The organism is Streptomyces anandii JCM 4720 (assembly GCF_014650655.1).
GTDB lineage: Bacteria > Actinomycetota > Actinomycetes > Streptomycetales > Streptomycetaceae > Streptomyces > Streptomyces anandii.
In genome coordinates this window covers 86,445-100,105 of record NZ_BMVJ01000007.1, presented here as the reverse complement: position 1 = coordinate 100,105, position 13,661 = coordinate 86,445, and the positions used below count along the sequence as shown (strand labels likewise).

The 13,661-nt window shown below is 71.5% G+C and carries 12 protein-coding genes and 1 tRNA gene; 3 read left to right on the top strand and 10 right to left on the bottom strand.

Translation table 11 applies throughout. The features are described from left to right. The 3 genes from IE249_RS14900 to IE249_RS14890 all read right to left on the bottom strand — a co-directional run bounded on the left by IE249_RS14900 (position 1) and on the right by IE249_RS14890 (position 5,444). Positions 1-72: transfer RNA gene (locus tag IE249_RS14900), tRNA-Met, on the bottom strand. Between the two features lie 377 nt (positions 73-449). Continuing rightward, a complete protein-coding gene (locus IE249_RS14895) occupies positions 450-2,300 on the bottom strand; it encodes a tetratricopeptide repeat protein (protein ID WP_189705300.1) in 1,851 nt (616 codons plus the stop codon). Between the two features lie 246 nt (positions 2,301-2,546). After that, positions 2,547-5,444 carry a UPF0182 family membrane protein gene (locus IE249_RS14890; RefSeq protein WP_189705489.1) on the bottom strand — a complete coding sequence of 966 codons (2,898 nt, stop codon included), beginning with the start codon at positions 5,442-5,444 and terminating at the stop codon, positions 2,547-2,549. A 176-nt stretch (positions 5,445-5,620) separates the two neighbouring features. On the opposite strand from IE249_RS14890, the gene IE249_RS14885 reads away from it, so the two are divergent. Continuing rightward, positions 5,621-6,163: a PPA1309 family protein gene (locus tag IE249_RS14885; RefSeq protein WP_189705299.1), complete on the top strand. Its 543-nt coding sequence runs from the start codon at positions 5,621-5,623 to the stop codon at positions 6,161-6,163. A gap of 134 nt (positions 6,164-6,297) precedes the next feature. Here the strand turns inward: IE249_RS14885 and IE249_RS14880 are convergent, their stop codons facing one another. From IE249_RS14880 to IE249_RS14870, 4 genes are all read right to left on the bottom strand, one after another. Then, the gene (locus IE249_RS14880) at positions 6,298-7,395 is read right to left on the bottom strand and encodes a YlbL family protein (protein ID WP_189705298.1); all 1,098 of its coding nucleotides are present in this window, start codon (positions 7,393-7,395) and stop codon (positions 6,298-6,300) included. A 46-nt stretch (positions 7,396-7,441) separates the two neighbouring features. Then, entirely contained in the window at positions 7,442-7,573 is a 132-nt protein-coding gene (locus IE249_RS39745) for a hypothetical protein (RefSeq protein WP_268249699.1), read from the bottom strand. Positions 7,574-7,729: 156 nt separating this feature from the next. Beyond that, positions 7,730-8,191, bottom strand: a complete 462-nt coding sequence (locus IE249_RS14875) for a molybdenum cofactor biosynthesis protein MoaE (RefSeq protein WP_189705297.1) — start codon at positions 8,189-8,191, stop codon at positions 7,730-7,732. A 108-nt stretch (positions 8,192-8,299) separates the two neighbouring features. Next, positions 8,300-9,412: an SDR family oxidoreductase gene (locus tag IE249_RS14870; RefSeq protein WP_189705296.1), complete on the bottom strand. Its 1,113-nt coding sequence runs from the start codon at positions 9,410-9,412 to the stop codon at positions 8,300-8,302. Between the two features lie 191 nt (positions 9,413-9,603). Between IE249_RS14870 and IE249_RS14865 the strand changes: the two genes are divergently transcribed. After that, entirely contained in the window at positions 9,604-11,064 is a 1,461-nt protein-coding gene (locus tag IE249_RS14865; RefSeq protein WP_189705295.1) for a zinc-dependent metalloprotease, read from the top strand. Further along, a complete protein-coding gene (locus tag IE249_RS14860) occupies positions 11,061-11,582 on the top strand; it encodes an NUDIX hydrolase (RefSeq protein ID WP_189705294.1) in 522 nt (173 codons plus the stop codon). The genes IE249_RS14865 and IE249_RS14860 overlap by 4 nt, the downstream gene beginning before the upstream one ends. A 66-nt stretch (positions 11,583-11,648) precedes the next feature. Here IE249_RS14860 and IE249_RS14855 read toward each other — a convergent pair whose 3' ends face one another. The 3 genes from IE249_RS14855 to IE249_RS37295 form a co-directional block, all read right to left on the bottom strand. After that, positions 11,649-12,404, bottom strand: a complete 756-nt coding sequence (locus IE249_RS14855; RefSeq protein WP_189705293.1) for an AIM24 family protein — start codon at positions 12,402-12,404, stop codon at positions 11,649-11,651. 17 nt (positions 12,405-12,421) lie between these two features. Then, complete coding sequence (locus IE249_RS14850; protein ID WP_189705292.1) at positions 12,422-13,102, bottom strand: AIM24 family protein; 681 nt, start codon at positions 13,100-13,102, stop codon at positions 12,422-12,424. 12 nt (positions 13,103-13,114) lie between these two features. Continuing rightward, positions 13,115-13,661: AIM24 family protein (locus IE249_RS37295; protein ID WP_229858501.1), on the bottom strand; the 547-nt coding region annotated here is incomplete at its 5' end.

Here is a 13,661-nt window from a genome sequence, read left to right as displayed (position 1 = left end):
GCGGGGACAGGATTTGAACCTGCGACCTCTGGGTTATGAGCCCAGCGAGCTACCGAGCTGCTCCACCCCGCGTCGGTGAATAGAACACTACGTGACCGACACCGAAAGAAGCAAATCCCTTCCCACGCCCCGCCGGAAGGCCGGCGCACCGGGCGACGCACCGAGCCCGCCGGTCACGCTCGCGTGAAACCCGCGCGCCACCCGCGCGCCCGGAGGCTCGCCCCGCGGCTCGCCGATCCCACCGGTCCCGCGGGTCCGCGATCACGCCGGCGGCCGCTCCCGCAGGGCGACCCGCGGGCGCGCCACGCGCTCCGCGACCCCGGCGCGGCCGAGCGTCACGGCGCGACCAGCCCAGCGCGGCCCGGCGCTGCCCTGCTCGGCCCTGCGTGAGCGGCCGGGGGACCCGCGCGCGCTGGGGCGCGTCGAGGCCGCGGACCCCGCCGGTCATGTCACGCCGACAGTTCCTCGCGGAGGGCGTCCCGGAGGCGGGCGGCGCGTTCGGCCACCTCGGCGGGGCCGAGGGCCACTGCGCGGTCGGCCCAGCGCTGGCCCTCCGCGAGTTCGCCCCGACGCGCGTAGACGAGGGCCAGCCGCAGCGCCGCCCGCCCGTGCCCGGCGTCGGCGGCCCGGGTCCACCACACGGCGGCCTCGGGCTCGCTGCCCTCGCGGGCGAGCAGCAGCCCGAGGTTGAAGGCGCCGTTGCGCGAACCGGCCTCGGCGGCCGTGCGGTACCAGCGGGCCGCCTCCACCACGTCGCCCCGGGCCGCGGCGAGCATGCCGACGCGCACCTGGGCGCGGCGGTGCCCCTGGTCGGCGGCCCGCTCGTACCACTCCTCGCACTCGGTCTTCTCGTGCACCGCCGACTCCCCGAGCTCGTGCTCGGGCGGCGGCGGGCGGCGCGCGTCCAGCACGGTCGCCAGCCGGTAGGCGGCCTCCGCGCTGCCGCCGCCGGCCGCGCACCGCAAGTGCCGCTCGGCCTCCTGCTCGTCCCCGGCCCGCAGCCGGGCGATGCCCACCTGGAGCGCGGCCTCGGTGTGCCCGGCGGCCGCCGCACGCTCGTACCACCGCAGGGCCTCGGTCTCCAGGTCGCGCCCGGCGTAGAGGATGCCCAGGTTGAAGGCCGCGTCCACGCTTCCGGCCTCGGCGGCCTTGGAGAACCACGGCTCGGCGCCGGTGGTGTCGCCGCCCTGCAGCAGCAGGATGGCCAGCGCGTTCGCCGCCTCCCGGTGCCCGGCGTAGGCCGCGCGCCGGTACCACTGCTCGGCCTGCGGGGTGCGGCCCTGCTCGGCGCAGAGCAGCCCGAGGTTGTAGGCGCCGTTGACGTCGCCGGCGTCCATCGCGGCTCGGTACCAGCGCTCGGCGGTCTGCGTCTCGCCACGCTCGGCGTGCAGCGCGCCCAGCGCGTTGGCCGCGTTGCCGTCGCCGTCCTGCGCGGCCCGCAGCCACCACACGGCCGCGCTCTCGGTGTCGCCGGCGTCGCGCAGCAGGAACCCGAGCGCGCAGGCGGCCCGCGCCTCGCCGTCCTTGGCCGAGGTCAGGTACCAGCGGCCGGCCTCCTTGAGCTCGCCCCGCTTCTCCAGGATCGCGCCGAGGTGGAGCGCGGCCCGGCGGTGGCCGCGCGCGGCGGCCTGCCGGTACCACTGCTCGGCCTCCTGGACCCCGCCGGCACCGTTGTCTCCGTCGTGGTCCTGGGGGGCGCGCCGGTCCAGTGCCCGCGCCAGCCGGTACGCCGCCTCCCGGTGGCCCCGCTCGGCGGCGACCCGCATCCAGCGCTCGGCCCCGGCGTCCGCGCGGTGCTCCAGCAGATCGGCGAGCGCGTAGGCGCCGAGCACATGGCCCTGCTCGGCGGACTGGCGCAGCCAGTACTCGGCCGCGGGCTCGTCACCGCGCTCGCGGTGGTGCCGGCCGAGCGCGTGCGCGGCCGCGGCGGACCCGGCGACGGCGGCGATCCGCCACCATCCGGCGGCCTCCTCGGCGTATCCGCGCTGGTGGAGGAGGACGCCCAGGTTGTTGGCGGCGGCCCGGTCGCCGGCCGCGGTGGCGGCCCGCAGATGGGGTTCGGCTCCGTCGAGATCGCCGCGGCGCAGCAGCATGGCCCCGAGGACGCTCATGGCCTCGACGTCACCGGCCTCGGCCGCGAGCCGGCGGCGGGCCTCCTCGGCCACCTCGTCCGCGGCCGTCCCGGCCTCCTCCCGGGTCTCGCCACCGAGCACCTCCGGCCCGGACGGCTCCTCGGGATCGGAAGCCTGCACAAATCGCCCTGTCTCGAACAGAGTTACCTTGTCCCCCATAACGTCCATCGTCGCACCACCCGCAACCCGGTTACACCTGGTATACCGCAGCCAGTGAGGTCACTTCAGCGTTTTGTCGACATGCCCACAGAGAGACAAGTCAAACACAGACGGCCCAACTCTCCACGGCGGCACGGCCGTCGCCCGCCCCGGGCACATGAGTTCGCACACCAGGAAGGCCCGGATCCACGAGGGGATCCGGGCCTTCGGTCTACGCGACCGGGCGACCTGGGCCGCGGTGCGGCCGGTTGACGGTCAGCCTCCGCCGCCCCCGTTCCCGCCACTGGACTTGGAGGCCTTGGCCTGCGCCTCCTCGGCCCGCTTCAACGCGTCCTGGAGGTCCTTCTGCGCCTTGCCGTACGCCTGCCAGTCGATCTGGGGCCCCTTGAGGGCGGCCTGGCTCTCGTCGAAGGCCTTCTGGGCGTCCTTCAGGGCCTGTTGGACCGTCGGGTTGTTCGACGCCGGCGGGTTGGTGGTGCCCGTCTCGGGTGGCGGTTGGGCGCCCGAGGTGCCGAACACCTTGTCCAGGGCCTGGTCGAGGGTGTCCTCGAACGCGGTGGCGCCGCCGTAGGTCACCAGCACCTTGCGCAGCAAGGGGTACTTGAGCTGCCCGCCGCGCACGTAGACCGGTTCGACGTAGAGCAGCCCGCCGTCGAGCGGGACGGTCAGCAGGTTGCCGTACTCGATCTCGGAGTCGCCGCCTCTGATGAGCCGGACGAACTCGGCGATGTTCTGCTGGGAGTTGGAGTTGAACTGGCTCTGCACCTGTTTGGGGCCGCCGACCGTGGTGCTCGTCGGCAGTTTCAGGATTCTGATCTGCCCGTAGTCGGGGGTGCCCGCCTGGGAGTCGACCGCCATGAACGCGCTCAGATTGTCACGTCCGTTGGGCGTGAACGTCGTCGTCAGGGAGAACGCCTGGGACCCCTGGTCGGGCATCTTCATGGTCAGGTAGTACGGCGGCACCGCGTTGCCCGACTTGTTGGTCGGGTCGTCCGGCACCTGCCACACCTCGCTGCCGCTGAGGAAGGTCTGCGCGTCCTGCACGTGGTAGCGGGTGAGCAGTTCGCGCTGGACCTTGAACAGGTCCTGCGGGTAGCGCAGGTGGTCCATCAGGTCCCGCGAGATGTCCCCCTTGGGCTTCACCGTGCCGGGGAAGGCCTTCATCCAGGTCTTGAGCACCGGGTCCTGGGTGTCCCACTGGTACAGACTGACCTCGCCGGTGTAGGCGTCGACCGTCGCCTTGACCGAGTTGCGGATGTAGTTGACCTGGTTCTGCTGGGCCACCACCGCACGCGAGTTGTTGCCCGCGGTCAGGGAGTCGGCCGTGGTGTCACCGAGGGTGGTGCGGGAGGCGTACGGGTAGCCGTTGGTCGTCGTGTAGGCGTCGACGATCCACTGGATGTGGCCGTTGACCACCGCCGGGTAGGCGTCGCCGTCGATGGTCAGCCAGGGGGCGACGGCCTCGACGCGCTCCTTGGGCGTGCGGTTGTAGAGGATCCGCGAACCCTCGCCGATCGCGCCCGAGTAGAGGATCTGCGGCTCACCGAACGCCACCGCGTACGCGGCCCGGTTGACCGGGCTGGAGAGGCTGACGCCGCTCTTCGCCTGGTAACTGGTGGTCTTCTCGCCGTTGTTGTCCGAGTAGTCGATCTCCTTCTGCGGACCGCCGACGATCGAGTACGTGGTGGTCTTCTCGCCGTAGTAGACCCGCTGCTGGTACGTCCCGAGCTGGCCGGAGGACGGCAGGTCCGACTCGGTGAACACGGGCTGGCCGTTGCTGTCCGCCTCGGTGCCCTTGGCCGCGACGACGCCGTAACCGTGCGTGTAGCGGAAGTGGTTGTTGATCCAGTTCTTCTTCGGGATGCCGGCCAGGTTCAGCTCGCGCAGACCGATGACCGTGTCCTGGACCTTGCCGTCCTTGCTGTAGCGGTCCACGTCCAGATTGTTCGGGAACGTGTAGTAGTTCCGGATCTGCTGGAGTTGCTGGAAGGTCGGCGAGACGATGTTGGGGTCGAGGATGCGGATGCTCGCGGTCCTGTCGACGTCGTCGCGCAGGGTCGACTTGTCCTTGGTCGAGCTGGTGCCCGCGTACTCCGTCACCTTGGCGTCGTCGATGCCGTACGCCTCACGCGTCGCCTTGATGTTCTTGGCGACGTACGGCGCCTCCTTCGCCTGCTCGTTGGGCTGGACCTGGAACTTCTGCACGATCGCCGGGTAGAGCCCGCCGATGAGGATCGCGGAGAGCACCATCAGGCCGAAGCCGATCACGGGCAGCTGCCAGGTGCGCCGCCACAGGGTGGCGAAGAACAGCAGCGCGCAGATGACCGCGATGCAGAACAGGATGGTCTTGGCGGGCAGATAGGCGTTGGCGTCGACGTACCGCAGACCGGTCCAGTTGCCCGTGGCCCGGAAGTCGCTGGACTTCACCGCCAGTCCGTACCGGTCCAGCCAGTAGGCGACCGCCTTCAGCGCGACGAACACGCCCAGCAGCACCGAGAGGTGGCCGGTCGCGGCGGCCGTGGCGCGCGCGCCTGGGCTGGTGACGCGCAGGCCGCCGTACAGGTAGTGGGTGAGCGCGGCGGCGATCAGGGACAGGACCGTCGCGGCGAAGCCGAAGCCCAGCAGGAAGCGGTACCAGGGCAGGTCGAAGGCGTAGAAGGAGACGTCCAGGTGGAACTGGGGGTCGCTCTGGTGGAACGGCACGCCGTTGACCCACATCAGCCATGTGCGCCACTGGCCGGCGGCCGAGGCGCCCGCGATCAGGCCCACCACCGCGGTGATCCCGCACAGCAGCCACTTCTTGTACGGCGCGATGCCCATGCGGTAGCGGTCCAGGCTCTGCTGCTCCACGGACATGGCGCTCAGCGGCGGCCGCATCCGGTGCGCCAGCCAGACGTTGAAGCCGACCGCGGCCGCCATCAGCAGGCCGAAGACGAAGAACAGCCCGATCCTGGTCCACAGTGTGGTGGTGAACACGGACGAGTAGTGCACCGAGCGGTACCACAGCCAGTCCGTCCAGAACCCGGCGAACATCGTGAACGCCATGCCGAGGACGGCGAGGACGCCCAGTGTCATCAGCAGGGTCCTGGCACGCCGGGACGGGCGGCCCACTCTGATCCGCGGCCCCGTGGGGCCTCCGCCGCGGTCCGGCATCTGGAAAGCCAAGGTGCGCACCTCGAAGTTCGCTGTTGGTTCGCTGTCGTTGCGTCAGGCCCGGTGGTCCCTGGACCGTACGGTGGGCCCGCGTGATCGAGGGCCCACACCTATGCAACTTACTCACCGTTTACTCGGTTCCCGATTCCGCCCAGGAACGAGGCAGGATTGTGACCATGTCCAACACTCCCATGGCAGCGAGCCCGCTCACCCGGGCCGTACTCGAGATCGACGAGTACGCCTCCGGCCTCGGCTGGGACCAGCCCGCCCGCCTTTTCGCCCTCGTAGACACCGCGCGGCTGCGGGCCCAGGAGCCCGCCCTCGCGGCCCAGCTCGGCCTGGCGGACGAGCAGGAGACCACCGGTCTCACCCCGATCGAGCAGGACGAGATTCCCGCCGGCCGGCCGCTCGACGAGTTCCTCGGCACCATCGCCTGGCCGGACGCGGTGACCGGGTGCGCGCTGACCGTGGAGCGCCTGATGCTGCCCCCGTCCGCCGAGGCGCAGGTACCCGAGGGGCTCGACGAGACGAAGCTCACCAAGTGGGTGGCGGAGCACCCCGAGCGCCAGGAGGTGCGCATGACGGTCGCGGTCCTGCGCGACGGCGCCCGTGAGTCCGCCCTGCGCCTGCGCGAGAAGGACTCCGCCACGGAGGTCCTCACCGGCGCGGACCTGGTGCCGGGGCTTGCGGAGGCCCTGGCGGCCACCTTCGAGGACTGAGCGACCGGCCGGGGACCGAGCGCCGGCTCCGACCGGCCGGGGGCCGAGCGTCGGCTCCGGCGCGAGGTCTGCCGGGGGCGCGCTCAGCTGCGAGTGCGCCCCCGGCCCGCTTCCTCGCCGCCCGTCGTCCTCTCTCAGCCCTTGGTGGTGCACTTCGGCAGGGCGGCGGTGTCGCCGGTGCGGATGTCCTTCAGGGCGTTCAGGGCGTCGCCGATGGTGTTGACCTTGACCAAAGTCAGCCCGGAGGGGGTGTCCTTGGCGGCGGCCGCGCAGTTGTCCGCGGGCGTCAGGAAGTACTGGGCGCCCTTGTCGCGCGCGCCGACCGTCTTCATCTCGACACCGCCGATCGGGCCGACCTTGCCCTGGTCGTCGATCGTGCCGGTGCCGGCGACGAACTTCCCGCCGGTCAGGCTGCCCGGGGTGAGCTTGTCGTAGATGCCGAGGGCGAACATCAGGCCGGCGCTCGGCCCGCCGACGTCGGCGAGCTTGATGTCGATGGTGAACGGGAAGGTGTGGTCGGTCCCGGCGGAGATACCGACGATGGCGCGCTTGGCGCCGGTGTCGTCGGACTCGGCGGTGGTGATGGTGACCTTCTTGGTGGCCGTCGCCTGCTTGTTCGCCTTCTCGGCGGCCGCCTGCTCCTTGGCGGGCACGATCGTGAAGGCGACGTCCTGTCCCGGCTTGTGCTTGGTGACCAGCTTGGCGACGTCCGAGGGCTGCTTGACCGCGGTGCCGTCGACGGCCTTGATCACGTCTCCGGCGTGCAGCCGGCCCTGGGCCGGGGTGCCCTTGACGACGGTGGCGACGATCACCCAGGACCTGACCGGGACGCCGAGTTCCTTCAGCGCCGCGACCTTGGCGCTCTCCTGGGACTGGCTGAACTCCTCCGCGTTCTCCTGAGTGGACTGCTCCTCCGTCTTGCCGTCCGGGTAGAGCGTGTCGTGCGGGACGACCCTGTCGTCGTGCGCCAGCCAGCCGTAGACGGCCTCCACCAGGTTCATCCGGTAGTCGGCGCTGGTGACCCGGACGGTGGTCATGTTGAGGTGGCCGTCCGTCGCGTAGGTCTTGTGCCCGGAGATCTGCAGCACCGGCTCGCCGTCGTGCTCACCGAGGGTGTTGACCGTGGGTCCCGGGGACATCTCCGAGTACGGCACGGGGAGGAAGACTCCCGCGCACAGGAGCGCGATCAGCATCAGGGTGGAGGCGAGCATCGTCGCGGTGCGGCGTGGCATGACTCGACAGTACGGGACAGGTCTGTCAGCGCACCGTCAGGGCCGGTCAGGTGCCGGAGGTGGACCGCTCCATGGCCTCGCGGAACCGGGCGTACCCGTCCAGCTCGGGGCCGTCGGAGCGCGCCTTGCGGGTCCGGTTGGCCCAGGTCCCCCACAGGCCGGCGCCTATCGCAGCCATCAACGGAATCAGCAACCAGGCGAGCGCCGCCATGCCGACCTCCCAACCCCAATTGAGCGACCGCAACTGACTGATCAGCAGATTAACCATCCGCACTGACAACGCTCACGGCAGGGTGCCGGTTACGCAACCGGAGGTACGGCACAGGGGTTCGGCTCAGCAGGCGCCGACCCACTCCTCGGTGCCGTCGGAGAACTTCTGGTGCTTCCAGATCGGCACCTCGTGCTTGAGGTCGTCGATCAGCTTGCGGCAGGCCTCGAAGGCCTCGCCCCGGTGCGGGCACGACACGCCGACGACGACGGCGAGGTCACCGACCTTCAGATCGCCGACCCGGTGCACGGCCGCGAGCGCCCGCACCGGGTACTCGGCGGCGACCTTCTCGGCGATCCGCCGCATCTCGGCCTCCGCCGTGGGATGGCAGGAGTAGCCGAGCTCGTCGACGTCGGCGCCCCCGTCGTGGTTGCGCACGGTGCCCACGAAGAGCGCTGTCCCGCCGGCCGCGTCGTCCCCGACGGCCCGGAAGACCTCGTCCAGGGAGAGCGCCGTCTCCCTGATGCCGATCAGCTTGATGGGGTCGTCGGCGGCGCGCTCGCCGGGGTGGTCAGTGGTGGGTGCCATGGCTCAATCGTGCCGCACGCGCGCGACCACGGGAAATGCCCCCATCGTCCGGCACGCGCGCGTGGCCTTGGTCGTGTCCTACGAATGCCTGTCCTGCGACGGCCCGGCTCAGATACGGCGACGGGCCTTGCGGGCCCGCCGTACGACCGCCGCGGCGCCCAGGAGGGCGACCGTCGCGCCGGCCGCTCCCGCAGCCGTGGCGTCCTTGCGCCCGAGGCGGCGGCCGGCCACGGTGTGACGCCCGGAGACCTCTTCCAGGAGCTCGGCCAGGACCTCCTCGTTGGTCCACTTCGGACGCCATCCGGCGTCGTGCAGCCGGCTGCCGCTGACCACCCAGGGGTACATCGTGTAGGCCAGGTCGCCCGCGGGCGACGGCGTGAGCCCGATGCGGTGCAGCCGTGCCGCCGCGCCCAGCGCGACCGCCGACGGCAGCTCCATGCGCCGGATCCCGCTGAGCTCCTCGACCTCCTCCTGCTCCAGCCAGCCGTCGCACCCGACGGCCAACTCCCCGTCGACCTTCTCCAGCACGGCGTACTCCAGCGCCCCGCACAGGTCGTCGACGTGGCAGAACTGCCACGCGGGCCGCGACCCGGCCACGACGAGCAGCCGCGGCGACTCGAAGTACCTGGTCAGTGCGGTGTCGGTGCCGCCGACCAGCACGGCGGGGCGGACCACGGTGACATTGAGCCCGGGGTGCGCGCGGGGAGCGCGGCGCGCGAGGCGCTCGATCTCCAGCAGGTCGCCGACGCCCGTCGCCTCCGCGGTCGCCCGCAGCTCCGCGTCCTCCGACAGCGGCAGCTCGTTGTCCGGCAGCGCCCCGTACACCATCGCGGAGGTGCACAGCACGACCCGGTGCACCCCGGCCGCGGCCGCGGCCGTCAGCACGGTCTGCGTCCCCCGGACGTTGTACGCCGTACGGGCGGCAGGGTCGGTCTCCAGGTCGAGGTCGAGCGCCAGGTGCACGACGACGTCCGCTCCGCGCAGCTTCTCGGCGATCGCCGGGTCCCGTACGTCGAGGATGTGCCACTGCGCCGCCGCGCACTCCCCTCGCCGCTCGTCGATGGCGATGACCTGCTTGATCTCGCCGGACGCGGCCAGCCGCGCGGTGAGCAGGGCGCCGACGCCGCTCGCGGCTCCGGTGACCGCGACGACGGGCCCGCGCACGGCGGGGGTGCTTCCAGGGTTTCGCGCTGCGCGAACCTGTGGATCTGGGGAACTCACCGGGCGTCTCCAGCGGTTGTCTTCCATACGGGCGCGAATGACGCGTACGTACCAGGTGGCTCCATCCTGCCGCAGGCGTCGTGTCGGCGAAGCACCGAGGCCCGAACCGCCCGCGGTGTCTACGCTGGGTGGTGTTGTCGGGCAGCCGCGCCGCCGGAGAGAACCGGTGGCCTTACCAGCCGAGGAACCCCGTGAGTGACACCCCATTCGGATTCGGCCTTCCGCCGGAGGAGCCGGACGACGGCGACGAGGGCAAGAAGAAGGACCAGCAGAGCGGTGGTGGGCAGGGACCGGCCAACCCGTTCGGTTTCGGGCTGCCCGGAGCCGGAGGCCTTGGCGGGCCCGGCGCCGACAATCCGCTCGCTGCCATGTTCGGTTCGCTGAACCCCACCGACCTGGGCGCCGCCTTCCAGCAGCTGGGCCAGATGCTCTCCTACGAGGGCGGCCCGGTGAACTGGGACATGGCCAAGCAGATCGCCCGCCAGACGGTGTCCCAGGGCACCTCCGACGGCACCAAGGACGCCAGCGTCGGTCCCGCCGAGCGCACCGCGGTCCAGGAGGCCGTCCGCCTGGCCGACCTGTGGCTCGACGATGTGACGTCGCTGCCGTCCGGCGCCGCCTCCGCGGTGGCGTGGTCCCGCGCGGAGTGGGTCGAGGCGACCCTGCCGGCCTGGCAGGAGCTCGTCGACCCGGTCGCCGAGCGCGTCGGCACCGCCATGGGCGACGTGCTGCCCGAGGAGATGCAGGCCATGGCCGGCCCCCTGATCGGCATGATGCGCTCGATGGGCGGCGCCATGTTCGGCACCCAGATCGGGCAGGCCGTGGGCGTGCTGGCCGGCGAGGTCGTCGGCTCCACCGACATCGGCCTGCCGCTCGGCCCGGCCGGCCGGGCCGCGCTGCTGCCGGTGAACATCGAGGCGTTCGGCAAGGACCTGGGCGTGCCCCAGGAGGAGGTGCGGCTGTACCTCGCGCTGCGCGAGGCCGCCCACCAGCGCCTCTTCGCGCACGTGCCGTGGCTGCGCTCCCACCTGTTCGGCGCGGTCGACGGGTACGCGCGCGGGATCAAGGTCGACACCGCCAAGCTGGAGGACGTGGTCGGCCAGTTCGACCCGCAGAACCCGGAGCAGCTGCAGGACGCCCTCCAGCAGGGCATGTTCCAGCCGGAGGACACCCCGGAGCAGAAGGCCGCCCTGGCCCGTCTGGAGACCGCTCTGGCGCTCGTGGAGGGCTGGGTGGACGCGGTGGTGCACGCGGCCGCCAAGCCGCGCCTGTCGTCCGCGGACGCGCTGCGCGAGACGCTGCGCCGGCGCCGCGCCTCCGGCGGCCCGGCCGAGCAGACCTTCGCCACGCTGATCGGCCTCGAGCTGCGCCCGCGCCGGCTGCGCGACGCCTCCCGGCTGTGGGCCTCGCTCACCGACGCGCGCGGGATCGAGGGCCGCGACGGTCTGTGGGCCCACCCGGACATGCTGCCGACGGCGGCCGACCTGGACGACCCGGACGGCTTCGTGCACCGCGAGCAGCTGGACTTCTCCGAGCTGGACAGGATGCTCGGCGAGGCGGCCGGCGGCGCCGGCAAGCCCGACCTGCACAAGAAGGACCCGGCGCAGGACGGCGACCGCGAGGACGACGACAAGGGCGACGGCGCCGAGTGAGCCTCCACGACGACGCGGTCCTCGTACTGAAGGGGTACGAGGACCAGGGCGAGCTGCGTCAGGCCTATCTGGACCACCTGACGGCGCACCCGGACGGCATGTGGAAGGCCTGCCACGCCGGGCACCTCACCGCGAGCGCCCTGGTGATCGACCCCGAGCGGGGCCGGGTGCTGCTGACGCTGCACCGCAAGCTGCGGATGTGGCTGCAGATGGGCGGCCACTGCGAGCCGGACGACGCCACCGTCGCGGCGGCCGCGCTGCGGGAGGCCACGGAGGAGTCCGGCATCGCGGGGCTCACGCTGCTGTCCGGCGGGCCGGTGCGGCTGGACCGGCATCCGATCCCGCCGCCGTGCCACTGGCACCTCGACGTGCAGTACGCGGTGCTCGCCCCGCCCGGCGCGGTCCACGAGATCAGCGACGAGTCCCTGGACCTGCGCTGGTTCGCCTACGACGAGGTCGCCGGCGTAGCGGACGACTCCGTCGTACGGCTGCTGGAGGCCACGCGGGCCAGGCTTTGAACGCGGCCGTGCACGAAGGGTGCGTGTAAGGGGTGACCGTCCTGCCGGTCACCCCTTACCCCGTGCTCAGCTCCAGACGTTGCCCTGGTTCTGCCCGCGCGCTCCCTGCTGGCCCATGCCGAACTGCGCGGCCAGGCCCTGCCCGATCACGGCGTTCTGCGGCGGCAGCAGCTCGCTGGGCTGGACGAGCGCGTAACCGCTGCCCATGAAGCTGAGCTCCCAGCCCTCGCCCGTGTTGCCGCGCCGCCGCCACACTCCCGAGGAATGCGTCTGGGCCTGCATCTGCACCCGCAGACCGGTGGACCAGGCGACGATGGCGTCGGCGTCGCAGTTGACGTACTTGTCGGGCGTGACCTGCATCAGCAGCGGGGCGCCCGAGGTCATCAGGGCGACCTTTCCGCGACCGCTGATGTTGAGCTGGTACTTCCCGGAGCCGGAGATGCCGTACATGCTGTCGACGGCGATGACCTCGTGGTGCAGCGAGGAGTCCATCGCCAGCACGTAGGCGCTGTCGACGGTCAGGCCGTCCTGCTCCACGTCCATGATGTGCACGTACTGGCCGAGGTTGGCGAGGTAGACCGTGCCCTGCCCGTGGCAGCGCATCAGATCCAGGCCCTCGCCCGTGTAGGCACGCGCGCGGGACTGGCCGTGGCTCTGGTACTCGGCGTCGAACTCCATCAGGCCCTGGTAGGCCACCATCGTGCCCTTGCGGGCGAGGATGTCGTCGTGGCCCTCCAGGGTGACGCGCAGCATCTGCTTGTTCTGCAGGCTCCAGCGCTCCTGGGTCTGGGCGTCGTTGAAGGCGAAAAGCGGGCTCTGCATGATGTACTGACTCCCCCTCAGCCCCGGAACCGGAGGCGGTCGGTGCTGTCCTCACTGGGCTGGACGACGACGATGCCCGTGCCGGAGAACGCCATCTGGTAGGCCTCGCCGCTGCCCCGGCCGATCAGGGACTGCGCCTTGAAGCTGCGCTTGCCCTTCACCTTCAGGTTCGGCGACCAGGCGACGAGCGCGTCGGGGTCGACGTAGGTCTCGTCCTCGCCGCCGCCGCAGTCGACGACGATCGGCTCGCCCCGGGAGGTGAGCGCCACCCAGCCCTGCCCCGAGATCTTCGTGTTCCACAGGCCCTGCCCGGCGAACTTGGCCAGGCCCTTGACCCGCTCGACGCCCCACTGGAGGTTCGCGTCGAAGGCCAGCAGGTTGGTGGCGTTGACGGAGATCGCGTCGCCGCCGAGGTTGATGACGACGACGTTGGCCCCGTAGTCGGCGAGGTAGAGCAGGCCGTCGCCGGAGCACTTCATCAGCGGGGCGCCCTCGCCGGTGATCCAGTCGCGGGCGATCTGGCGCACGGCGGGCGGGTTGGGCTCGTACTGGACGAAGCCCTCGTAGGCGACCATCGACCCCACGCGCGCGAGGAGGTCGTTTCCGGTCTGCATGGCGACCTTCAGCATGTGGCTGCCGTGGTTCTCCATGCGGGCGGTGACGGGTGCGGGGGCGTAGCCCGCGAGCGGCTGGTTCATGACGGGCTCCCCTTAGACCTCGTAGGGCTGGACGACGACGAAGTTGCCGGGTGCGGCCCGGAACTGGAGGTTGACGCCCTCGCCGGTGTGTCCGGGGTAGGCGTTGCGGCGCATGCGCACCTGGCTGGAGACGATGACCTGGGCGGCCGCCGACCAGGCGACGACGGCGTTGGAGTCGACGAACGTCGTCGGCGTGACGGGCAGCACGACGGGCGTGCCGTGCGTCTTGACGACGATCGTCCCGGTGCCCTGGAACTGCATGGTGAACAGGGCGCCTCCGGGGATGCCGTGTCCCTCGATGCGGCGGACCTCGTACTGCAGGCTCTCGTCGAAGGCGAGGACGTTCTCGGCGGAGACGCAGATCGCGTCGCCCTGGAGCTCGACCGGGTGCAGATGGCCGGCGCTCTCGGCGAAGAACACCTGTCCCTGGCCGGTGCAGCGCATCAGCTGCATCTCCTGGCCGGTGGCGTTGCCGACGATCCGGCCGGCGAAACCGGCGCCCTTGTAGCTGAAGTCGACCTTGCCCTGGTAGAGCACCATGCTGCCCTGCCGGGCGAGC

What these genes read in the sequence shown, in the direction of transcription:
- IE249_RS14895 (WP_189705300.1), bottom strand. Translation starts at nt 2,300, where the DNA reads ATGGACGTTATGGGGGACAAGGTAACTCTGTTCGAGACAGGGCGATTT.
- IE249_RS14890 (WP_189705489.1), bottom strand. Translation starts at nt 5,444, where the DNA reads ATGCCGGACCGCGGCGGAGGCCCCACGGGGCCGCGGATCAGAGTGGGC.
- IE249_RS14885 (WP_189705299.1), top strand. Translation starts at nt 5,621, where the DNA reads ATGTCCAACACTCCCATGGCAGCGAGCCCGCTCACCCGGGCCGTACTC.
- IE249_RS14880 (WP_189705298.1), bottom strand. Translation starts at nt 7,395, where the DNA reads ATGCCACGCCGCACCGCGACGATGCTCGCCTCCACCCTGATGCTGATC.
- IE249_RS39745 (WP_268249699.1), bottom strand. Translation starts at nt 7,573, where the DNA reads ATGGCTGCGATAGGCGCCGGCCTGTGGGGGACCTGGGCCAACCGGACC.
- IE249_RS14875 (WP_189705297.1), bottom strand. Translation starts at nt 8,191, where the DNA reads ATGGCACCCACCACTGACCACCCCGGCGAGCGCGCCGCCGACGACCCC.
- IE249_RS14855 (WP_189705293.1), bottom strand. Translation starts at nt 12,404, where the DNA reads ATGCAGAGCCCGCTTTTCGCCTTCAACGACGCCCAGACCCAGGAGCGC.
- IE249_RS14850 (WP_189705292.1), bottom strand. Translation starts at nt 13,102, where the DNA reads ATGAACCAGCCGCTCGCGGGCTACGCCCCCGCACCCGTCACCGCCCGC.